Here is a 21,571-nt window from a genome sequence, read left to right as displayed (position 1 = left end):
CAGGCATAACCTGAATATTGATGTTCGTCTTTAAGCTTGCTGTTCGCTTCTAAGCTTGTTGTTAGTCTTTAAGGATGTTGGTGCCTGCTGTGCCGCGTAGGATCTGCAAGCCGTCTTCTAGAGAGCCAATGCCAACCACTTTTCCACCTTGTTTGATGAACTCGCATGACGCTTCGATTTTTGGTCCCATCGAACCTTCGTCAAATTGGTATTGTGCGAGCTCCGACGGCGTTGTACTGCGCAGTGCATGTTGAGTCGGTTGACCCCAGTCTAAGTAAACCGCATCCGCGTCTGTCAGGATAAGCAGTGCTTCGGCATCGATTTGTTTGGCTAGGAACGCCGCTGACATGTCTTTGTCGATCACGGCTTCTACACCCACTAGCTTGCCATTTTCACGCTTGACGGGAATGCCGCCACCGCCCGTACAAATCACCAAGTGACCTTCGTCGATGAGCTTAGTGATGGCTTCATGCTCGATGATGCCTGTTGGTTGTGGACTAGGCACAACGCGACGGAAGTGCTTGCCATCTGGTTTAATGACCCAATGGTATTTTTCAGCCATTTCACGTGCTTCTGCTTCTTCGTACACCGGACCAATGGGTTTGGTTGGGTCGATAAATGCAGGGTCTTTTGGATCGACCGTCATTTGTGTCAGCATGCAAGTCACGTTGACATTCGGTAACTGGTTTTTGAACTCTTGCATTAGCATGTAACCGATCATGCCTTGCGTTTCGCTACCTAGAACGTCCAATGGGTATGGTGCGACTTTTTTGTACTCTAAACCTTGCAAGGCAAGAAGGCCGACTTGTGGACCGTTACCGTGAACCAAAACCACGTTGTACTCTTGTGCGATCTCGGAAATGGTTTTGACAGCAACTTCAATATTTTGGCGTTGAACGTCCGCTTCTAATGGCTGACCGCGACGAAGTAGGGCATTTCCACCAAGTGCTACGACTACTGTTTGTTTTTTCATTATTCTTATCTCTCAGCTGGGAGGCAGAAGTCTCAGGCACTTCTGCCTCTGTTCGTCACAATTTAGATACCATCACGTTCAATTGGGCAGCTCATACAGCGCGCACCACCACGACCACGACCAAGCTCATCACCAGGAATTGGCAGTACCGTAATACCGGCTTTGTCGTATTTTTCGTTGGTGTACGTGTTACCTTCATAACCGATAACGACACCTGGTTTTACAGTGAGAACGTTGTTGGCATCATTCCACTGCTCACGCTCGGCATGGAAGTTATCACCACCGGTTGTGATGAGGTTGAGCTGGTCGACGCCTAGTGCTTTTTCGATTGCGTGAACAAAGTAGCCTTCTTCTTTTACGTTGACCGCGCCAGAGTTATCACCAGTTAGGCTCCAGCATTTCACGTCTTTACGCACCACTTCAGGGTAAACCGAGAAGGTATCTTCACGCATGTGAGTCATTACGGTATCCAAGTGCATGCATGAGCGGTGTTTTGGTAGCTCCATGGCAATCACTTGTTTTGCTTGACCATGTTTGAATAGGTTCGATGCTAGATGTTCCACACCTTGAGCCGTCGTACGTTCAGACATACCGATAAGCACTGCGCCTTTACCAATAACCAGTACATCGCCGCCTTCAATGGTGGAGTTGTCGTAGTTAATGTTTTCGTCATTGCCAAAGTACTTGACGAAGTCTTGGCCTGCGAAAGTTGGATGCCAGCGGTAGATGGCGCGAACGTGGTTGGTTTCACGTTGACGAGCGGGTTTCGCCATTGGGTTGATAGACACGCCACCGTAAACCCAGCAAGAAGTATCACGTGTAAATAGGTGGTTAGGGAGCGGCTCAATAATGAAGTCGCATGGTGAGTGCATGCCTTGCATCATTGAAGAGGATTGCATTGGCATTTCGCCAAATGCAAGACCACCGGTTAGGATTTTGGCTAACTCAAGATTTGGTAAATCGCCTAAGTAGCAACGCACGTCATTGGCGAACGTTTTGCCTAAACGATATTCCGAAACTTGAGTATTCAGCAGCCAATCTTTTGCTTCTGGAACCGCAAGCGTATCAGCTAGCAAATCTGTGAGAAGCAGCACTTCGACACCTTGGTCACGTAGAGTTTGAGTGAACACGTCGTGTTCTTTACCTGCACGCTCTACCGCAAGCACGTCATCAAAGAGTAATTCGTGACAGTTTGAAGGAGTTAGGTGAGTGAGAGCGCGTCTTGGACGATGAACGAGAACGCGACGTAATTGACCGATTTCAGAACCTACATATAAGTTACTCATGATCATATCTCTCTATATTTTTCTATTAGTTTTAAAATAAACTAATAATTAATTTTAAGGGAACAGGAGGTGAATTAAATAAGTTAATTCGTTTCGTTGAAATTAATATTACGCCTATTTAGAAAGGAAACTCTGAGGTCAGTCACACTTCATTTTTTATGCTCAAAGCCAGTGTTTTCAAGGGTTTTAACAATATCTATTCACTTGTTGAACTCTTGTGAATTTTCTAAAAATCTGAATATTTTGGAATATTATTCATAAAATAGACTTATGTTATGGATAAAGTGAAACTAGCAGGAAGTCTATGCATTGTAATTATATTGATATGAAGGTCAAATAGTTGGACTTATGCATTCGTATTATCTAGATAATTTATTTCACACCTCGATTTAATAAATTAATAACAAAGTTTTTGATAATAAATGAAACTTGGATCACATTATTTACTATTGTTTGAATTAAAAAAAGATGAACGATTTAACATGTTTTTGTACTAAAGTGTCTTAAATTTAATAATTGTTTGTTCAGGAACTTGGTGTTGATTGTATACTCAAGTAACTTCCCGTTATTTATCTCAATCTGAACTCGTTGATACAGCTCTGAATCCTGCACCTTGAGATCACTTGAGTATATTGTCAGTATTTAAAAGGTTTTTATTATCAATAGAAAAATGTGTTTTGGATTCAGTTAATAGCAAAATGAACTTAGGATGTTTATTTATTCAACCGGCTTACCTCTCTGCTAATAACCTCTAGGGGCGACTCTGAATCATCAGTTAGAGTCCTCAAATAGTGAGCATTGGCGATTGCTCTAGTGGGAGAATCTAAGACGGTTGGTATTGCTGTGGATATAGGTATTGAATCGTCAAAATTGATCGGCAATGACAGCAAAATAAAAAAGCCGCACAAGGCGGCTTTTGAAAGGAAAGGGTGTACGGTGACAAATATTACAGTAGAGCACCTACGCTGAGTACAGCGACACAGAACAGTAATAGAATGCCAAGTAATGGTGCGACCCATTTTACGTAACGTACATAAGGAACCCGTGCGATAGCGAGACCACCCATGACCACGGCAGACGTTGGTGTCACTAAGTTAACCAACCCAGAAGCGGATTGATACGCGGTGACAACAAGGTCACGACCAACACCAGCAAAGTCAGCTAAAGGCGCCATGATTGGCATGGTCAATACTGCTAAACCGGAGCTTGAAGGGACTAGGAATGACAGTAAAACCTCAAGGAAAAACATAACGTTAATGAATATTATTGAGGATAGTCCTGTCACCATTTGCTCAGCGGAAAACAGAATGGTATCGGTGATCATACCGCGATCCATCACCACTACGATACCTCGCGCGATACCAATGATCAGGGCGACGCCAAGTAGGTCTCGAGCACCATCAATAAAGCTTGAAGTAAACTCTTCTTCACTCATTCGAGCCACGAAACCAATGATAATAGTTGATGCTAAGAACATGGCAGAGATCTCCGCCATCCACCAGCCCGCTACGGAGACACCGTAAATCATCACACCGAAAGAAGCGGCAAAGATAGCTAAAATCAGCTTGCGAGTCCCTGTGAACTCAAGCTTTTCACCCGTTTGGTTGCCCAAAAAGTGCGCTTTGTTTTCTTCGTATTTGTCGTAAACGATAGATTTAGTTTGGTCTTTGCGCACCATGCGAGCATAACGCATCACATAGGCTACACAGATAACCCAGCCAATAAGCAGAGCCACAACACGTAACACGATACCATCAGTGAATGGAATCCCCGCTGCGTTTGCCGCAATGACGGTCGCAAATGGGTTGATAGTTGAGCCTAGAGTACCGATACCGGCACCAAGCAATACTGTTGCTGCTGCGACTAATGGATCAAAGCGCGCTGCCATCATCACAGGGACAAGTAAGGTGTAGAATGGGAGAGATTCTTCCGCCATACCATAAACTGTCCCCCCTGCGGCAAAAAGGGCCATTAGGATCGGAATCATCATTTCCTCACGCCCTTCCAATCGATGGGTAACTCGCTCGATACCCGCATCAATCGCTCCTGTTTTGGTGACCAAGCCAAGGAAGCCGCCAATCACTAGGATAAACAAGGAAACGTCGATAGCGGCTGCTTCGTAACTGTTGTGGTCATAGAAACCGTCGATAGGTGCAAGCAGTACATCAACAATGCCTTGAGGATTGCCTTCAACAGAGTGGTAAGTACCCGTAACAGGGACCTCGCGGCCTAAGTCTGGGTTCATTTCACGATCGTATTGACCCGCAGGAACAATCCATGTCAATAACGCAACCATTGCGATAAGAATGAATAAAATGGTGTAAGCAGATGGAAACTTAAAATTGGCAAAGAAGCCGCTTTTCTTTTCTTCATGAGGTACAGTTTGTGCAGTCATAGTGCTCTCCTTACTTTTATTTATTCATTAATAAATAAAAGTTAATCAGGGACTAATAATATTAATTAAGTTACTGGATTAAATTGAGTGTTTTATTTGTTTTTGTTTCTGTTATTTATCTCTATTTTAAATTTATAAACAACATCGGACTTTGGGGAACTTCACAAAATTAGTGGACTTATTATTGGTGAAGAATATGTCGGGATAGCGTTGAGGTTATTTGGTTGGTAATAGCGGATTTCTATGCTTTTCTTATTTTTGAGTGTTAACCAGTAACAGCTCTTACTTACCATTTGAATAAAATCATGGAATTTTATTCATTCCGCTCGATTTTAATGCAAGATTGATTTTCTAACTTAATATTGATGTAAATCAAAAACGTGTTTTGAGTTTTTTTGAACAAATAAAAAAAGAGAGCCTAAGCTCTCTTCTCGTAGACATGCCATTGCCATATTTAGTGGATCAATACTCCACCAAATGCGAAGCCGAGTGCCACGGCAGAAGTAATGGTCGCAACTCCTGGTAAGAAGAACGGGTGATTAAATACATACTTACCAATACGTGTTGAACCAGTATCGTCCATTTCGACTGCGGCCAACAGCGTTGGATAGGTTGGTAATACGAACAAAGCGCTGACAGCAGCAAAAGATGCCACCGCGGTCAGTGGCGCTACGCCAATTGCTAAAGCGGCGGGCATTAATGCAACGGTTGTCGCACCTTGAGAGTAAAGCAGCATTGATGCAAAGAACAGCACCATTGCCAGCATCCAAGGGTAGTCAGCCAGTAGTGCTCCAGCCATCTCTTTGATGCCGTCAACGTGTGCGTTTACAAACGTTGAGCCTAACCAGGCAACTCCCAGTACACACACACAAGCCGTCATACCTGAACGGAATGTGGCAGCGCTAGGAATTTTGTCAGCATCAATCTTACAGCTCATGACGATTGCCGCCGCCGCCGCCAGCATCACGGTCATGATCGCTTCATTTCGGCCGAGAGCTGGGTTCTCAATCAGTCCTACCGAACCAGAAATCGCCGCTGCGTAACACACCACAAAGGCAATCGCGCCCAAGAAGATAAAGGTTGCTTTTTTCGCGGTTGGCAGGATATCACGTTGCTTATCGGTATTTAGCTTAATCAATCCTTTTTCTAAACGCTGTTGGTATTCCGGATCGTCTTTTAACTCTTTGCCCATAAAGTTCGCCACAAATGCGCCGACCATACAAGCAATAAAGGTGGTTGGGATACACACTGCCAGTAAGGTTAAATAATCTACTCCAAATGGCGCCAGCATGGCAGCAAAGGCAACCACAGCTGCTGAAATTGGCGATGCTGTAATCGCAATTTGTGATGCCACAACAGCGATAGACAATGGACGTGAAGGACGAACACCTTGGCCCTTTGCCACCTCAGCAATGACGGGCAAAGTGGAAAATGCAGTATGTCCGGTGCCTGCCATCAATGTCATGAAGAAGGTCACGATAGGAGCGTAAAAAGTGATGCGCTCAGGGTGCTTACGTAAAAAGTTTTCCGCGACTTGTACCATCCAGTCCAATCCTCCAGCGACCTGCATTGCTGCAATCGCGGTGATCACGGACATGATGATCAAAATCACATCAACTGGAATGTAAGTTTGGCTTGTGGGTACTCCTAATACTAAAGAGAGGGCGATGACACCTGCGCCACCAGCGAGACCAATACCTATGCCACCGATTCTTGCTCCCAAGTAAATGAAGAGCAGAACAACAAATAGTTCGACGACCACCATGATTATTACCTCTTTTGATTATTTATCGATATATGATTATTTTTATATACAGCCATAGAAATATGAGCCGACAATTTGAAGCTCAAAAGGAATGTTATAATTGAAAAAGGGGCCAAATGGCCCCTTGTTAAGCAAGTTGGTTATTCGTAACGTTTTGCTTTATAGGTTGGATGCATGAAGTTTTCTACGGACAAGATTTCGTCGAGCTCTTCAGCGGTCAGCAAACCACGTTCGAGAACAACTTCACGTACGCTCTTACCTGTTTCAGCACACACTTTACCCACGATGTCACCCTCGTGGTGACCAATGTATGGATTAAGGTAAGTAACGATACCGATAGAGTTGTAAACGTAGTTCTCACAAACTTCTTTGTTTACTGTGATGCCATCAATACACTTATCACGCAGATTGACACACGCATTTTGCAGTAAAGAGATGGACTCGAATATGCTTTGCGCAATCACCGGTTCCATCACGTTTAGCTGGAGCTGACCGCCTTCTGCCGCGAATGATACCGTGTTGTCGTTACCTAGCACTTTGAAGCACACTTGGTTGACGACTTCAGGGATAACTGGGTTGACTTTTGCCGGCATGATTGATGAGCCAGCTTGCATCTCTGGTAGGTTCAATTCGTTGAGGCCAGCACGTGGGCCAGAAGAAAGTAAACGTAGGTCGTTACAGATTTTCGACAATTTCACCGCTAGGCGTTTTAACGCACCGTGTGTCATCACGTAGGCACCACAGTCAGAAGTGGCTTCGATGAGATCTTCAGCTGCGACCACATCCAGACCCGTAACCTCAGCAAGATGTTTTACAGAAAGCGCTTGGTACCCCGTTGGTGTATTCAGACCAGTACCGATTGCAGTTGCGCCCAAGTTGATCTCTAGTAGCAGTTTTGATGTGTACTCTAGGGCACGAATTTCTTCATTTAATGTCACCGCCCAAGCGTGGAACTCTTGTCCCACGGTCATTGGAACTGCGTCTTGTAGCTGGGTACGACCCATTTTTAATACATCTTTGAATTCAACGGCTTTGAGCTCAAAAGCGCCTTTCAGATACTCAATGGCTTCAATGAGCTTACTTACACTGTTGTATACCGCGATACGGAAACCCGTTGGGTATGCACAGTTCGTAGATTGGCTTTTATTAACGTGGTCATTTGGGTTAATGAATTCGTACTGGCCTTTCTCTTTGCCCATTAGTTCAAGGGCAAGGTTGGCAATGACTTCATTGGTATTCATATTTACCGAAGTGCCTGCACCACCTTGGAATACGTCAGATGGGAACTGATCCATGCATTTGCCAGTATTTAGGATGACATCACACGCTTGGATGATGTAGTTCGCCACATCTTTGGGAATAGCGCCTAACTCTTTGTTTGCCAAAGCGGCTGCTTTTTTTGTCATGATCATACCGCGAACAAATTCCGGTACGTCTGAGATGGTGACATTTGATATGTTAAAGTTTTCGATTGCGCGCAGAGTATGAATACCGTAGTACGCATCGGCCGGGACATGACGTTGACCTAATAGATCTTCTTCAATACGAGTGGCTGGGGCGACGGCCTTTGGTGCATCAGAGAGGGTAGCCATAGTAGGATCCTTAGATGATAGTTCTAATATAAATTCGTTTATTAGCCACTTCTGTATTTAAGAATCCATTCATCAGAATTTGGGGCTGGAAAATCCGTCCTGACTTAAGCGCTAATCATACTTCACCCTATTTTTAAAAACAGTAACTAGCTCACCTTTTTCACTTTTATTTCGTCAAGAGTTTGCAAAGTGTGAATAGGTTATGAATAGGCGCATGGGTGCATGCCCTAATGAGGTACTTGTCATGCCATCAATGTTTTATTTTTGAGAAAATTCATCGGTCGGTCGAGTCATAAAATGAGACGTGTTTGAATGAAGAAAGGTAGGTTGAACACGACTTTTTACAACGATTCGTTTGAGCTTAGTGAGCGTTTACCATTACACTGAAATTAAACAAAGGAGGGCGTGTGTTTCCTATCTTATTATTGGCGTTTATCTTCGTTCCGATCATTGAAATCGGCTTATTTATCCAGGTGGGTGGTTTTTTAGGCCTATGGACGACCATTGCTCTGGTGCTGGTGACAGCTGTGGTAGGGGCATCTTTGGTGCGTAGCCAAGGTATTCAAACGTTGCTTTCCGTTCAGGGGCGTCTGGAAAAAGGTGAGATCCCGGCTCAGCAGATTTTTGAGGGGGTTATGCTGGCGGTCGCTGGTGTGCTACTGCTTACTCCAGGATTTATGACAGACGCGCTGGGTATGCTGGTGCTATTACCTGCGCCACGTGCGGCCATTGCAAAATATTTAATGAGTAAAATGGTGGTAAAAACGGTTCAAGGTGGTGGCTTTCACGGCGGGTTTTCTAATCAAGGACCGTTTGAGGAGGATCCATTTCGTCGCGGTCCGTTTAACTCGGACTCTGATAATGGCAATACGTTCGAAGGAGAATACGAGCGTAAAGATAAAGATAAAGACAACGATGACCACAATAAGCTGCATTGAGGGCTATTCAGTGGTTTCGGTTTAACGAAAAAGAGCGCAAAAGCGCTCTTTTTATATTCCAGGGGCTGTTTTTCGCGGTTAACCACAAAGGGCTGATGCACTACACCGCGCCGTCAAAACCCATTTGACGCCACGCTTCAAAAGCGATGATAGCGACGGCATTCGATAGGTTTAGACTACGCGCATCTGGCATCATTGGAATGCGAATCCGTTGCTCCATTGGCAGACTATCAATGAGCTCAGCGGGCAAGCCTCGCGTTTCTGGCCCAAACAATAGCACATCGCCAGCTTGATATTGTGCGTCCACATGGTGACCTGTCGTCTTGGTGGTGCAAGCAAACAGGCGGTAGTGACCTTGTTTCTCTTTTTCCAAATACTCTACAAATGCCTGAAAATCTTTATGACGTGTCACTCGAGCTAAATCATGGTAGTCCAGCCCTGCACGGCGAACTTTCTTCTCTTCCAAATCAAAACCTAATGGCTCAATAAGATGAAGATTGGCACCGCAGTTGGCGCATAGTCGAATGATGTTGCCGGTATTCGGCGCAATTTCTGGTTCGTATAAAGCGATATCAAACATGGTATTGAAATAGAGTTGGTCAAAAGATAAGGGCAGTATATACCCAAGTGGATCCACTTGGGTATAAAAGAGGGGTTAAGTATTTAACAGACCCTTGGTGTAAGCACGCGAGCATAGTCTTCTTCAACGGCGCGCCAGTTCACGGTGTTAACCAGGCGTCGATATACTCAGGTCGACAGTTTTGATAACTGATGTAGTAAGCGTGCTCCCACACATCGAATGCAAGGCTGAGCTTACTGTGGATCTCTTCTATTAATATTGAGAACCATTTTAAAGGGTGTTTTTGTCGGATTATTTGCCTGCTTTGACTAGTGGTAGAGCAATCGCGACGCGCAGTCCACCTAACGGGCTTCGGCTGGCTTTGATGGTGCCACTATGCTGACGGACGGCACTTTCGGTGATTGTTAACCCTAGCCCGGCACCACCAGAGTGTCGATCACGTGCGGTGGAGACTCGGTAAAATGGGCGGAATATCGCTTCCAGTTCACTATCTGGAACTCCTTCGCCATTATCGTCGACAGTGATGTATAAGGTGTTGCCTTGTGTTTTGATCGCAACTTCCACTTCATCCTTGCCATAATAAATAGCATTACGAATGATGTTTTCGACTGCGCTCATGAGCAATTTGGGATTACCCGAAATGCTACCCTTGGGCAGAGTGGAATAGCGCAATTGTTTACCCATCTGTTCAGCTTCAAATTGGCTGTCTTTAATGATCTCTTCCCAAAGACTTTGAATTGGCTGGGTTTCTCGAGTCATATGGCTATTGGCTTGCATTCGAGAGAGTGCAAGCAACTCACTGATCATTTGTTCAAGTCGTTGTGATTCTGTATCAATTCGTGCGAGTTCAGGACTTTCACCTTGCTTACGTGTCGCTAAGGCGCTCGCCATCCTTAAGCGGGTCAGTGGAGAGCGTAACTCATGAGAAATGTCGGAAAGCAGACGCTGCTGACCGGAAATGATCTGATTCACCGCTTCGACCATTTGGTTAAAGCTGCTACCTGCTTGGCGAAACTCTGTCGTGCCTTTTTCCAAATTGGGGTCGGTTACAAATTCTCCCTTGGCGACACGCTGAGCGGCCGCTTCAAGCCGACGAGCAGGCAGGCTTAATGCCCAAGCTAACCATAACAGTAATGGGGTACTGACCAACATCACAGCTAGCAACAACTGCACGGGGTGATCGAAAAGTTGCAATAGAAAAGGGGGCGGTTGGTTCCATTTAAATCCGACGTACATCAAGATGTCGGTACCAGCTAAGGTAATAGGTACTGGGCCTGCAATCATGTACCGACCATAGAGCTTTTGTTTTGGTTGTTGATTATCTTCGATGATAGAGACAAAGTTTTGCATCGCCCTAAGGTGGAAATTTTTACGATTGTCCGTGGTTAACACTTTGCCATCATAATCAGAAAAAAATATCCGTGGACGCGGGTCGTGTTTGTGTTCTCGGCGCCCTTCGATACTCAACAAAATGTGTTCAAGGTTGGTCTGTTGCTGGTACTCTTTTTGAACGTCATCACGCAGTTGAAGAATACGTTGGTAAGGCCCATCCGGAATGTTGTGCGCTTTACGTGGGTCCAAATGGGGCAAAGATAATACCGCGATCAGCACCAGTAACATGGTGAACCAAAAAATGGCAAAAATACGTCCGTACAAGGTGTTGACGTTGGGCAGTTTAAAACGAGACAGGGGCATTAGTCCTCCTCAAGCAGCATGTAGCCGCGTCCGCGTAATGTTTTGATGCGCGGCTTTCCATTCTTTTGATCGGGGAGCTTTTTACGTAAATTCGAAACATGCATATCGATAGCGCGATCAAACGCCGCTAACCGCTTGCCAAGCACATCTAAACTCAGAGTTTCTTTGGTGAGTATTTGGCCCGGATGTTGGACAAAATGCGCCAACAAAGCGAACTCTGTTGCGGTTAGGTCGAGCAATTCTTGATCGCAGTACGCCTCTTGTTTACCCGGGTAGAGGTGCAGCTCTTGGTACTCAATACAGTCGCTGGTTTTGCTGTCTTTACCGGTTGTGTTGGTACGACGCAAGATAGCTCGAATACGGGCGAGTAATTCACGGTCACTGAAAGGCTTGGGTAAGTAATCATCGGCGCCCAGCTCTAAGCCAATCACGCGGTCGATCTCTTCTCCCTTAGCGGTGAGCATTAATACTGGTGTTTCCCAATGTTCACGCAAGCGTTTTAGCGTTTCCATCCCGTTCAGTTTGGGCATCATGACATCCAGTAAAATCAAGTCAATATCGCTATTCAGTACCGCTAAACCGGCCTCGCCATCATTGGCTTCACTGACTTGGAACCCTTCGAAGCTCAGTACTTCTTTAAGTAAACTGGTTAGCTCTACATCGTCATCAATCAAAAGAATATGTGCCATTAGGGGACCCTGTCATCATTTATCTACTGACCTTATATTACCTTGGAATTGAGGGCAGCGAAGCGTGCCAATCTCACTCTTTACGATTCTTTACGCTGCCTATACGCCACTTTACCTAACAAGTCTTATTCTAAACTCAAGCACTGGGAGAACAGCCCAGAAGCAAGCCTAACTTGTGTAAGGAATGAATTATGAAATCGACCAAGAAACTTCTATTAGCTGCCGTTGTTCTACCACTTACTTTGGGTACTGCAAGTGTATTTGCCTACGGCGGTAAAGATCACCATAAAGGCCCACGTGACGAGTGTGGGCCAGGTATGGAGCGTGGCATTATGCGTCAGTTGGATTTGACGGATGCGCAAAGAGATCAGCTACAATCGCTGCGTGATACAAACCGGGCCGAGCGAAAAGGAAAAAATTCAGCAGACCGTGAAACGCGTAGAGCAGAGCGTCAGGCGTTCCATGCAAAAATGCAATCACTGTTACTAGCGGACAACTTTGATGAAGCACAAGCGACTGCTTTGGCAAAAGAAATGGTAGAAAAACAGACTGAACATCGAGTCAGAATGTTGGAAAAAAGACATCAAATGCTTAGCGTTCTGACTCCGGAACAAAAAGCAGAATTTGTTAAACTGCAAAATGAGCGTCGGCAAGAATGCGGTGAGAAAATGCAAAAACGTATGGAAAAACGTCAAGCGAACTAGCGATATAAGCGATGACGTGAATAGGTAAGATTGAGAGGCAGCTTGTTAGGCTGCCTTTTTTGATCTGGTTATTTCATACTCATTCTCTCGTTTACAAGGTATACTCGAAACATGGTTTAAGTTAACTCTTTGATTATGAAACACCAATATACGCGATTAGTCACGACAGCCGCATGGATGGCGACGATTGTGGCGACATTACTCCTGATTGTGAAAGTCATTGTTTGGTGGCTAACAGGATCGGTCAGTCTACTGGCTTCCCTCATTGACTCAATGCTTGATATAGCAGCCTCTGTTGTCAATTTGTTTGTGGTTCGTTATGCATTACAACCTGCGGATAGGGAGCATACTTTTGGTCATGGTAAGGCCGAATCATTGGCCGCCCTTGCTCAAGCCATGTTCATCTCCGGCTCCGCTGTCTTTTTGATCCTCAATGGGGTCGATCGCTTTTTCCGACCTCATGAATTGCAGGCTCCGGAGTTAGGCGTTTATGTCTCCTTGTTCGCGATGATCTTGACCTTTGGTCTGGTGCTGTTCCAAAAACACGTGGTACGTATGACCGGAAGCCAGGCCATTGCTGCAGACTCTTTGCATTATCAAACCGATCTGTATATGAATGCCGCGATTATGGTTGCACTCGGTCTGAGCTATTTTGGGGTCAAGCAGGCCGATGCCGTGTTTGCGATTGGTATCGGAATCTTTATTCTTTTTAGCGCATATAAAATGGTGCGTAAGGCAACTCAGACCTTACTTGATAGAAAGCTACCCGATACCGAGTTAGAGCAAATTCGTACTGAGTGCTTGAGCGTAGAGGGCGTGCTTGGCGTACACCAGTTGCGCACAAGAATGTCAGGACCGACCCGCTTTATTCAGCTGCACTTGGAGTTGGATGATAACTTACGTTTAATTGAAGCACATCGGATTGCTGATAAAGTCGAAGATAGTTTATTAGCATTATTTCCGGAAGCGGACATACTGATTCATCAGGATCCATTTTCGGTGATATTAGGTCCAGAGAGAGAGCAGAAAGTCCAAGATTGGTAAATGCTAACGAATGCAGCCTGGTGGGTGAAAACCCGCTATTGATTGGCTATCTTGGTATCTATTGACTATCTTTCCATCAATGCTTTATAAGAATCGTGATACTGATGTGAATCAACGAAGTTGTTGAGATAACCTGTAATATCCCACATATTCTCGCAGGACCAAGCATTGAGACGTTGCTTGGATACAAAGTTACAAAAGTAGAAAAGTTACATAAATATGTGCGTTTTCATTGGTATTCCTACAGAGGAAATGTAACATAACGCACAGTTCTGGATTATGCAGGTTGCTTGTTAACAAGGGGCCTTGAAGAAAATTATACAAATTATTGCCAAAGATCGAGGGTGAGCATGATTAAGAAGATCGGTGTTTTAACAAGTGGTGGTGATGCACCTGGTATGAACGCTGCAGTTCGTGGTGTGGTTCGCACAGCACTGTCTGAAGGATTGGAAGTTTTCGGTGTATACGATGGCTACTTAGGTCTTTACGAAGATCGTATCCAAAAGCTGGATCGTTCTAGCGTTTCGGACGTGATCAATAAAGGTGGTACTTTCCTAGGCTCTGCACGTTTCCCTGAGTTTAAAGAAGTAGCGGTGCGTGAAAAAGCGATTGAGAACTTGAAAAAACACGGTATCGATGCACTCGTTGTTATCGGTGGTGACGGTTCTTACATGGGCGCGAAGAAACTGACCGAAATGGGTTATCCATGTGTCGGCCTACCGGGTACAATCGACAACGACATTGCGGGTACGGATTACACTATCGGTTACCTAACCGCACTTAATACGGTGATTGATGCGATTGACCGCCTGCGTGATACCTCTTCATCTCACCAGCGTATTTCTATTGTTGAAATCATGGGTCGTCACTGTGGTGATCTAACACTAATGTCTGCTATCGCTGGTGGTTGTGAGTACATTATCACGCCAGAAACAGGTCTTGATAAAGAGAAGCTGATTAGCAACATCCAAGACGGCATATCAAAAGGTAAGAAGCATGCGATCATCGCTCTGACAGAACTGATGATGGATGCGAATGAATTGGCTAAAGACATTGAAGAAGCGACGGGTCGTGAAACGCGTGCTACGGTACTTGGTCACATCCAACGTGGTGGTCGTCCGACTGCGTTTGACCGTGTACTCGCTTCTCGTATGGGTAACTACGCGGTTCATCTATTGAAAGATGGTCACGGCGGTCGTTGTGTGGGTATCATGAAAGAGCAACTGGTTCATCACGATATTATTGATGCGATTGAAAACATGAAGCGTCCAGTGCGCAACGACCTTTACAAAGTTGCAGAAGAGTTATTCTAAGCAGTCGATTCGCTTTGTATTGAACTCAATTATTGAATGCCGTTTGCTTAATCGCAAACGGCATTTTTTGTTGTATTGAGTTAGGGGTTACGGATGACAAATTACGGAACGCTTCGCTTACGGAATACAGTAAGGTCCTAGGTTATAGGATCCTAGGTCCTAGATGTGATTGTGGCTATCTTGTTGATAAATAATGGTTTTTTCTTTGATTGCGGGAGATGTTCTTTTCTGTAATCTGTAATCTGTTTTTTCTAGGACCTAGGACCTAGGATTCTAGAACCTTCTTTCAACACCGACTTCCTCTCACGAAGCGCAAACAAGTAGCCCAGTAGCCCACCAAGAATATTGCCAAGCGCAATGCCGATAAATAGCCCTTCCACCCCATAGACACGACTGCCCACCCAAGCCGCCGGCAGGGTGAAGACAAACAATCGCATAAAGCTCCATCGAAAAGCGTGCAACGGTTTATGCATGGCATTCAACCCGCTGACTAGCATCATCACAATACCTTGAAAGCCATAGCTAAACGGGACCACCAGAAGGTAATGCCACAGCAGATTTTTAACCGTTTCCTCTTGGGAGAACAATGCGGCGAGAGGAATGCTTAATGGCACCATAGCCAAGAAAATGAAGCCTTGAAATACCACAGAGAAGCGCATGCTGATGAACAGCCCTGAAAATGCGCGTTGTGGATTGTTGGCACCCAGGTTTTGCGCCATAAATGGGGTTAACGCTGAGGTGAGTGACATCAAGACGAGAATCAATATAGATTCAATGCGTTGAGCTGCGCCATATGCGGCAACGGCAGCTGTACCGTGACTGGATAGCAACATCATTAATATTGCGCCGGATAAGGGATTCATTGCAGTCGACAAGGCGGCTGGCGTGCCAATTTTCAACGTTTGTTGCCAATCTTGCTTCACAAACGCCCATTGCGGTTTCGCTAATAACTTTTCTCTTTTGACCAACACGTAAAGTGAACCGACCAAGGCACCTAGCCAACTGAATGCACTGGCGATAGCCGCCCCTTGAATACCAAGTTCTGGGAAGGGACCAAGCCCAAAGATCAGTAGCGGGTCCAGCATGCCATTGATCAAACCCGCGAGCATCATGATTTTTGCTGGGGTTTTGGTGTCTCCTGTCGCACGAATGGCACTGTTGCCAGCCATCGGGATGACAAGTAATGGAATGGTTAAATACCACACTTGCATGTATTGTTCGATGAGTGGGATCAGTGGGTCTGTCGCGCCTAAAAAACCGAACAAGGGAGCAATGGTGAAATACCCTGTGGAAGAGGCGATGGTGACTAACGCCAATGCCAACAGTAAACCGTGCGTGCTAAAACGTGCCGCTTGTGGGGCATGACCTTGGCCCAGTAGACGACCGATGTTAGTCGACAGTCCCATGCCGATCCCCATCGTAATGCAATTGACTGCAAAGGTAACCGGAAAGGTGTAACTGATGGCGGCCAGAGAATCGGTCCCCAGTAAGGAGATAAAGAACGTATCGACTAAGTTAAACATCAAGATAGCGATCATGCCCATCGTCATCGGCACCGTCATCTTACGCAGTGTTTCAGGAATAGGGGCGGTCAGTAAGCCGTGCTTATCGGTTACTGGATTGTCTGACGTGTTCGTTTCCCGCATGGATTGTGTCTATCTGATGGATGTGAGCCAAGGATACAAGAAACCAAGAAGGTGAGCGAGTGCGCATTTATTATGTAAAGCGATGCGAATTTTAAGCTAAGTCACAAAAAAATTACTGTCGCCCCTTGGGATCGCCCATCCGACCCCTTATATATGAGTCAGCAGCCCTAGTGAGGGCAATTATCAAATAAACATGGAAATTTTCAGGAGAGACGACCGATATGAACATTCGTCCATTACATGATCGAGTTATCGTTGAACGTAAAGAAGTTGAATCAAAGTCAGCGGGTGGCATCGTTCTTACGGGTTCTGCTGCGGAGAAATCAACTCGCGGTGTGGTGCTAGCTGTAGGTAAAGGCCGCATTCTAGAAAACGGTACTGTACTACCGCTGGACGTAAAAGTTGGTGATACCGTTATCTTCGCTGAAGGTTACGGCACAAAAACTGAAAAAATCGACGGTAAAGAAGTGCTTGTGATGTCAGAGAACGACATCATGGCAATCGTTGAATAATAGCAATCATTGGGTAATTTTTTGCTCAGATTCAAATACGCAATCAAAAACAGAATTTAGAAAGGAAATCAAAGATGGCTGCTAAAGACGTTAAATTTGGTAATGACGCACGTATTAAAATGCTAGAAGGTGTCAACGTTCTAGCTGACGCAGTAAAAGTAACCTTGGGCCCTAAAGGCCGTAATGTTGTTCTCGACAAATCCTTCGGAGCTCCAACGATCACTAAAGATGGTGTATCGGTCGCGCGTGAAATTGAACTGGAAGACAAATTCCAGAACATGGGCGCACAAATGGTGAAAGAAGTCGCATCTCAAGCAAACGATGCTGCGGGTGACGGTACAACAACAGCGACAGTATTGGCTCAATCTATCGTCAACGAAGGCCTTAAAGCCGTTGCTGCTGGTATGAACCCAATGGATCTTAAACGCGGTATCGACAAAGCCGTTATCGCAGCCGTTGAAGAGCTAAAAGCCCTATCTGTACCATGTGCTGACACTAAAGCGATTGCACAAGTAGGTACGATTTCTGCCAACTCAGACGTAAGCGTAGGTAACATCATTGCAGAGGCAATGGAAAAAGTGGGTCGTGACGGTGTTATCACAGTCGAAGAAGGCCAAGCACTTCAAGATGAGCTTGATGTAGTAGAAGGTATGCAGTTTGATCGCGGTTACCTATCTCCGTACTTCATCAACAACCAAGAAGCGGGTAGCGTTGACCTAGAAAACCCATTCATTCTTCTAGTAGACAAGAAGATCTCTAACATCCGTGAGCTTCTACCAACACTAGAAGCGGTAGCGAAAGCGTCTCGTCCACTGCTCATTATTGCAGAAGACGTAGAAGGCGAAGCTCTGGCAACGCTTGTTGTGAACAACATGCGTGGTATTGTGAAAGTTGCAGCAGTTAAAGCGCCTGGTTTCGGTGACCGTCGTAAAGCTATGTTACAAGACATTGCTATTCTAACCGGTGGTACCGTGATTTCTGAAGAAGTCGGTCTAGAGCTTGAAAAAGTCGCTCTGGAAGATCTCGGTCAAGCGAAGCGCGTTGCAATCACCAAAGAAAACACCACGATCATCGATGGTATTGGTGAAGAAGCAATGATCCAAGGTCGAGTGACTCAGATTCGTCAGCAAATTGAAGAAGCAACGTCTGACTACGATAAAGAGAAGTTGCAAGAGCGTGTTGCTAAACTTGCAGGCGGTGTTGCGGTTATCAAAGTTGGCGCAGCGACTGAAGTTGAGATGAAAGAGAAAAAAGATCGCGTAGAAGATGCGTTGCACGCGACTCGCGCTGCGGTTGAAGAAGGCGTTGTCGCTGGTGGTGGTGTTGCTCTTATCCGTGCAGCCTCTCGCATTGTTGACCTAGAAGGTGACAACGAAGAGCAAAACGTTGGTATCCGTGTTGCGCTGCGCGCAATGGAAGCGCCAATTCGCCAAATCGCTAAGAACGCTGGTGACGAAGATTCTGTCGTGGCGAACAACGTGAAAGCGGGTGAAGGTAGCTACGGTTACAACGCAGCAACGGGTGAATACGGTGACATGCTAGCCATGGGTATCCTAGATCCAACGAAAGTAACGCGTTCTGCATTGCAATTTGCAGCATCGGTTGCGGGTCTAATGATCACCACTGAAGCGATGGTTACTGACCTACCACAGAAAGATGGCGCAGGTATGCCTGACATGGGTGGTATGGGCGGTATGGGTGGCATGGGCGGTATGATGTAGCGCTTACCCAGCTAACCAACCCTTTGAAGAGCCGAGGTTTTTACCTCGGCTTTTTTTATATATAACGTTTGAGGTCTGCGAACTTGCAGGAAAATTCTGATAATCAAAACGAGACGGTCGATTGTGTAGATTCGGTGCAATAAATACGGTAAAACGCTGATAAAAATAGCTGAGGTTATTTTTTTTGACTACAGTTTTGTGTAAGGCGTGTGAATTGAACTGCAACTCGCCGAGAAAAATAGCACAACAGCAAAATGTAGATCATTCTACTCATTTCGTGACGTATAGGTGAGGTTTGTGGAGTTTGGCTTTATCGACAAACCATTAGTGTGTCCCTCGGGTATTACCTAGATACTGAAGCATCAAAGTAGAGTCGTGGGAGGAATTTGTACCCTAGCGTCACAGCTTGATACGTACATCAGGAGATAACAATGAAAAAGCTTATTACGTCTTTGGCAGTGGTTGCCGCTATTACATCACCAGCGGTTTTTGCTGATAGTACCCCGGTAATGTTTTCTACGATTGACCATACTAATGCGCCATCTCGATCAGAGGTGGGCGGCGTTCGTTTGGCGGTTTTGCATGGTCAGGTTAACGAAGTGAAAGGGATCGACTTTTCACTACTCGGTATGTCGGAAACGGATCGTACTACGGGCGTCAACTTTGGTCTTTTCTTTGGTGCCGCTAAAGTAAACCAAGACATGAAAGGAGCGTCGCTAGGTCTGGTTAACTGGAACGAAGGTCAAGCGACGGGTCTGAACTTAGGTGCGGTTAACATCACCAATAATGTGAAAGGCCTGAACTGGAGTGCGGTAAACTATTCGAAAGGTTACACCATGGCTGATGTGGGTTTGGCAAGTATTTCGAAGAAATCAAACTTCCAGCTCGGTATTTTTAACATGACTGACCAAATTGATGGCGTGCAGATTGGTTTACTCAACTGTGCAGACAATGGGTTCTTGAAGTGCTTCCCACTGATTAACTTCGCAAAATAGTTCATCGTTAAAAACGCAACAAGTCGAATTACAAAGACCCCGCTTACTTATCGGGGTCTTTTTCTTTCTAGAACGCGGCGAATTACTTGATTAAACGTGAAGACTTTCTGCGTTGTATTCTTTGATGTACGCCACGGCGAAGCGACTTAATGTGGCGCTCTGCTTCATCAACGCCGAGCAGAACCGTTAAGGCAAGTAAAGTGATGACCACAGACTGCATCAAGTAACCTAGCCCTATCATTAGGCCTAATCCAGCAAGGACCCAAATCACAGCGGCGGAAGTCACGCCATGGATCTTTCCATCTAAGGTCATCATCACGCCCGCGCCGAGAAAGCCAACTCCGGTGATGATTTGGCCGAGTACGCGCGCTTGATCCAGCGTATTCGGTGATAAAGATACCGCCATCGACATAAACAGGTAGGTGCCTGATATGATCAATATTGCGGTGCGAATACCGACTGGTTTTCCTCGGGTTTGACGTTCTATACCAATCATTAACCCATTGATGGCACAACATAATAGAGCTGGCCAGCTGAATGGGCCAAGATCGAAAATCTGTGCGAGTGTTATCTGCATCTTGACCTCCAAAAAAAGCGGAGTATGCACAGGTGCCTGCTTCAAAGCGAACAAAAAGAAATGCTCGTCACGACAAATAGGCGTTGATTTATTCGCTTATTCCAAATGCAGATCGAGTGGCGTTTTACTTGGTCTACCACCGATCTCCCGAGTTAGCTTGGGTACCAAATAACCCGATACACGCGTAATCAAGCCACGCATGATGTCTTTCGCCTCTTCGTCAGAGACAAAGTAGTGTGCAGCGCCCTGTACTTTGTCTAACACATGCAGGTAATAAGGCAATACATGGGCATCGAATAACGCCTCACTCAAGGCCACTTGGGCGTTGATAGAGTCGTTGACACCTTTGAGCAATACGCTTTGGTTTAATAAGGTGACGCCAGCCTTCTTGAGTTTAAACAGCTGAGCGGAGAGCTCTGCGCTTATTTCGTGGGCGTGGTTGATATGCGTGACAAGGATTACGTGTAGTCGAGTGCTGCTGAAGATTTGGCATAATTCTTCTGTAATACGTGCTGGGATCACGACTGGCAGACGGCTGTGAATACGAACGCGCTTAATATGCGGGATTTGCGCGATACTCTCGATAAGCCAACGTAGTTCATCATCCTTGGCCATTAAAGGGTCACCACCAGATAAGATCACTTCATTCAGCTCTGGGTGCTGCTCGATATAAGCCAAGCTTTGTGCCCAGACTTGTTTACCTCCTTTGTTATCTTGATAAGGAAAATGACGGCGGAAGCAGTAGCGACAATTAATAGCACAGCCACCTTTGACGATCATCAGGGCACGGTTACGATATTTATGCAGTAAGCCAGGGACCTCGTTGTTTTGTTCGTCAAGTGGATCACTGGAGTAACCTGTGTGCACTACAAATTCTTCACTCAAGGGTAAAACCTGACGCAAAAGAGGGTCTTTAGGATTGCCTTTTTCCATTCTATCGATAAAACTTTGCGGTACACGCTGTGCAAACAGCTTGCGCGCAGCAAACCCGTCTTGCCACGGTGACGGATCGATTTCGAGTTTTTCGAGCAATATTGCAGGATCTGAGATCCCATTCGCCAATTGTTTGAGCCAGTTTTGCTCAACAGAATCGACTTTTCGGGTTATTATGTGTGGCATTGAATTTAGCTCTAAGAATGTAAGAGG

At 45.5% G+C, this 21,571-nt stretch carries 18 protein-coding genes and 1 pseudogene; 7 read left to right on the top strand and 12 right to left on the bottom strand.

Annotated features, from left to right (window positions below; genetic code table 11):
• Positions 1-61: 61 nt before the first annotated feature.
• The 5 genes from arcC to aspA form a co-directional block, all read right to left on the bottom strand.
• A complete protein-coding gene (arcC, locus tag ONE56_RS12575; RefSeq protein ID WP_041154960.1) occupies positions 62-973 on the bottom strand; it encodes a carbamate kinase in 912 nt (303 codons plus the stop codon).
• 62 nt (positions 974-1,035) lie between these two features.
• The gene (gene arcA / locus ONE56_RS12570; protein WP_041155028.1) at positions 1,036-2,259 is read right to left on the bottom strand and encodes an arginine deiminase; all 1,224 of its coding nucleotides are present in this window, start codon (positions 2,257-2,259) and stop codon (positions 1,036-1,038) included.
• 946 nt (positions 2,260-3,205) lie between these two features.
• A complete protein-coding gene (locus tag ONE56_RS12565) occupies positions 3,206-4,654 on the bottom strand; it encodes a YfcC family protein (protein WP_331438782.1) in 1,449 nt (482 codons plus the stop codon).
• 454 nt (positions 4,655-5,108) lie between these two features.
• Positions 5,109-6,419 carry an anaerobic C4-dicarboxylate transporter gene (locus ONE56_RS12560; protein WP_041154962.1) on the bottom strand — a complete coding sequence of 437 codons (1,311 nt, stop codon included), beginning with the start codon at positions 6,417-6,419 and terminating at the stop codon, positions 5,109-5,111.
• A gap of 140 nt (positions 6,420-6,559) precedes the next feature.
• Positions 6,560-8,011 carry an aspartate ammonia-lyase gene (aspA, locus tag ONE56_RS12555; RefSeq protein ID WP_041154963.1) on the bottom strand — a complete coding sequence of 484 codons (1,452 nt, stop codon included), beginning with the start codon at positions 8,009-8,011 and terminating at the stop codon, positions 6,560-6,562.
• A 407-nt stretch (positions 8,012-8,418) separates the two neighbouring features.
• Here aspA and ONE56_RS12550 point away from each other — a divergent pair, with 407 nt between their 5' ends.
• Positions 8,419-8,949 (top strand): FxsA family protein, encoded by a 531-nt coding sequence (locus tag ONE56_RS12550; RefSeq protein WP_423839958.1) that lies wholly within the window; start codon positions 8,419-8,421, stop codon positions 8,947-8,949.
• Positions 8,950-9,049: 100 nt separating this feature from the next.
• Here ONE56_RS12550 and trmL read toward each other — a convergent pair whose 3' ends face one another.
• From trmL to ONE56_RS12530, 4 genes and pseudogenes are all read right to left on the bottom strand, one after another.
• Positions 9,050-9,529: a tRNA (uridine(34)/cytosine(34)/5-carboxymethylaminomethyluridine(34)-2'-O)-methyltransferase TrmL gene (trmL, locus tag ONE56_RS12545; RefSeq protein WP_041155029.1), complete on the bottom strand. Its 480-nt coding sequence runs from the start codon at positions 9,527-9,529 to the stop codon at positions 9,050-9,052.
• Positions 9,530-9,612: 83 nt separating this feature from the next.
• Positions 9,613-9,755 (bottom strand): annotated as a pseudogene (locus tag ONE56_RS12540) (Fe-Mn family superoxide dismutase); the annotation flags it as partial.
• A gap of 65 nt (positions 9,756-9,820) precedes the next feature.
• Positions 9,821-11,224 (bottom strand): envelope stress sensor histidine kinase CpxA, encoded by a 1,404-nt coding sequence (cpxA, locus tag ONE56_RS12535; protein ID WP_423839957.1) that lies wholly within the window; start codon positions 11,222-11,224, stop codon positions 9,821-9,823.
• Complete coding sequence (locus ONE56_RS12530; RefSeq protein ID WP_041154966.1) at positions 11,224-11,913, bottom strand: response regulator; 690 nt, start codon at positions 11,911-11,913, stop codon at positions 11,224-11,226. Before ONE56_RS12530 ends, cpxA begins: the two co-directional genes overlap by 1 nt.
• Positions 11,914-12,104: 191 nt before the next feature.
• Here ONE56_RS12530 and ONE56_RS12525 point away from each other — a divergent pair, with 191 nt between their 5' ends.
• The 3 genes from ONE56_RS12525 to pfkA all read left to right on the top strand — a co-directional run bounded on the left by ONE56_RS12525 (position 12,105) and on the right by pfkA (position 14,974).
• On the top strand, positions 12,105-12,617 hold the full coding sequence (locus ONE56_RS12525) for a CpxP family protein (protein WP_041154967.1): 513 nt from the start codon (positions 12,105-12,107) through the stop codon (positions 12,615-12,617).
• A gap of 135 nt (positions 12,618-12,752) precedes the next feature.
• The gene (gene fieF, locus ONE56_RS12520; protein ID WP_423839956.1) at positions 12,753-13,661 is read left to right on the top strand and encodes a CDF family cation-efflux transporter FieF; all 909 of its coding nucleotides are present in this window, start codon (positions 12,753-12,755) and stop codon (positions 13,659-13,661) included.
• Positions 13,662-14,011: 350 nt separating this feature from the next.
• Positions 14,012-14,974, top strand: a complete 963-nt coding sequence (gene pfkA / locus ONE56_RS12515; RefSeq protein ID WP_041154969.1) for a 6-phosphofructokinase — start codon at positions 14,012-14,014, stop codon at positions 14,972-14,974.
• Between the two features lie 251 nt (positions 14,975-15,225).
• On the opposite strand, the gene ONE56_RS12510 is transcribed toward pfkA, so the two are convergent.
• Complete coding sequence (locus ONE56_RS12510) at positions 15,226-16,620, bottom strand: MATE family efflux transporter (protein WP_423839955.1); 1,395 nt, start codon at positions 16,618-16,620, stop codon at positions 15,226-15,228.
• Positions 16,621-16,841: 221 nt separating this feature from the next.
• Between ONE56_RS12510 and ONE56_RS12505 the strand changes: the two genes are divergently transcribed.
• From ONE56_RS12505 to ONE56_RS12495, 3 genes are all read left to right on the top strand, one after another.
• Positions 16,842-17,132: a co-chaperone GroES gene (locus ONE56_RS12505; RefSeq protein ID WP_005381516.1), complete on the top strand. Its 291-nt coding sequence runs from the start codon at positions 16,842-16,844 to the stop codon at positions 17,130-17,132.
• A gap of 74 nt (positions 17,133-17,206) precedes the next feature.
• Positions 17,207-18,853: a chaperonin GroEL gene (gene groL / locus ONE56_RS12500; RefSeq protein ID WP_041154970.1), complete on the top strand. Its 1,647-nt coding sequence runs from the start codon at positions 17,207-17,209 to the stop codon at positions 18,851-18,853.
• 431 nt (positions 18,854-19,284) lie between these two features.
• Complete coding sequence (locus ONE56_RS12495; protein ID WP_041154971.1) at positions 19,285-19,848, top strand: VC2662 family protein; 564 nt, start codon at positions 19,285-19,287, stop codon at positions 19,846-19,848.
• Between the two features lie 82 nt (positions 19,849-19,930).
• Here the strand turns inward: ONE56_RS12495 and ONE56_RS12490 are convergent, their stop codons facing one another.
• On the bottom strand, positions 19,931-20,425 hold the full coding sequence (locus ONE56_RS12490) for an MgtC/SapB family protein (RefSeq protein ID WP_041154972.1): 495 nt from the start codon (positions 20,423-20,425) through the stop codon (positions 19,931-19,933).
• A 96-nt stretch (positions 20,426-20,521) separates the two neighbouring features.
• Positions 20,522-21,544: an EF-P beta-lysylation protein EpmB gene (gene epmB / locus ONE56_RS12485; protein WP_423839954.1), complete on the bottom strand. Its 1,023-nt coding sequence runs from the start codon at positions 21,542-21,544 to the stop codon at positions 20,522-20,524.
• Between the last annotated feature and the right edge of the window lie 27 nt (positions 21,545-21,571).

It is taken from the genome of Vibrio mytili (genome assembly GCF_049563345.1).
GTDB classification, from domain to species: domain Bacteria; phylum Pseudomonadota; class Gammaproteobacteria; order Enterobacterales; family Vibrionaceae; genus Vibrio; species Vibrio mytili.
Note: the sequence above shows the minus strand (reverse complement) of the source record. Positions and strands in the feature narration are given on the sequence as shown.

Bases quoted from the DNA above. Each gene is read 5' to 3' on its own strand.
- arcC (WP_041154960.1), bottom strand. From the start codon at position 973: ATGAAAAAACAAACAGTAGTCGTAGCACTTGGTGGAAATGCCCTACTT.
- arcA (WP_041155028.1), bottom strand. From the start codon at position 2,259: ATGAGTAACTTATATGTAGGTTCTGAAATCGGTCAATTACGTCGCGTT.
- ONE56_RS12565 (WP_331438782.1), bottom strand. From the start codon at position 4,654: ATGACTGCACAAACTGTACCTCATGAAGAAAAGAAAAGCGGCTTCTTT.
- ONE56_RS12560 (WP_041154962.1), bottom strand. From the start codon at position 6,419: ATGGTGGTCGTCGAACTATTTGTTGTTCTGCTCTTCATTTACTTGGGA.
- aspA (WP_041154963.1), bottom strand. From the start codon at position 8,011: ATGGCTACCCTCTCTGATGCACCAAAGGCCGTCGCCCCAGCCACTCGT.
- trmL (WP_041155029.1), bottom strand. From the start codon at position 9,529: ATGTTTGATATCGCTTTATACGAACCAGAAATTGCGCCGAATACCGGC.
- cpxA (WP_423839957.1), bottom strand. From the start codon at position 11,224: ATGCCCCTGTCTCGTTTTAAACTGCCCAACGTCAACACCTTGTACGGA.
- ONE56_RS12530 (WP_041154966.1), bottom strand. From the start codon at position 11,913: ATGGCACATATTCTTTTGATTGATGACGATGTAGAGCTAACCAGTTTA.
- ONE56_RS12525 (WP_041154967.1), top strand. From the start codon at position 12,105: ATGAAATCGACCAAGAAACTTCTATTAGCTGCCGTTGTTCTACCACTT.
- fieF (WP_423839956.1), top strand. From the start codon at position 12,753: ATGAAACACCAATATACGCGATTAGTCACGACAGCCGCATGGATGGCG.
- pfkA (WP_041154969.1), top strand. From the start codon at position 14,012: ATGATTAAGAAGATCGGTGTTTTAACAAGTGGTGGTGATGCACCTGGT.
- ONE56_RS12510 (WP_423839955.1), bottom strand. From the start codon at position 16,620: ATGCGGGAAACGAACACGTCAGACAATCCAGTAACCGATAAGCACGGC.
- ONE56_RS12505 (WP_005381516.1), top strand. From the start codon at position 16,842: ATGAACATTCGTCCATTACATGATCGAGTTATCGTTGAACGTAAAGAA.
- groL (WP_041154970.1), top strand. From the start codon at position 17,207: ATGGCTGCTAAAGACGTTAAATTTGGTAATGACGCACGTATTAAAATG.
- ONE56_RS12495 (WP_041154971.1), top strand. From the start codon at position 19,285: ATGAAAAAGCTTATTACGTCTTTGGCAGTGGTTGCCGCTATTACATCA.
- ONE56_RS12490 (WP_041154972.1), bottom strand. From the start codon at position 20,425: ATGCAGATAACACTCGCACAGATTTTCGATCTTGGCCCATTCAGCTGG.
- epmB (WP_423839954.1), bottom strand. From the start codon at position 21,544: ATGCCACACATAATAACCCGAAAAGTCGATTCTGTTGAGCAAAACTGG.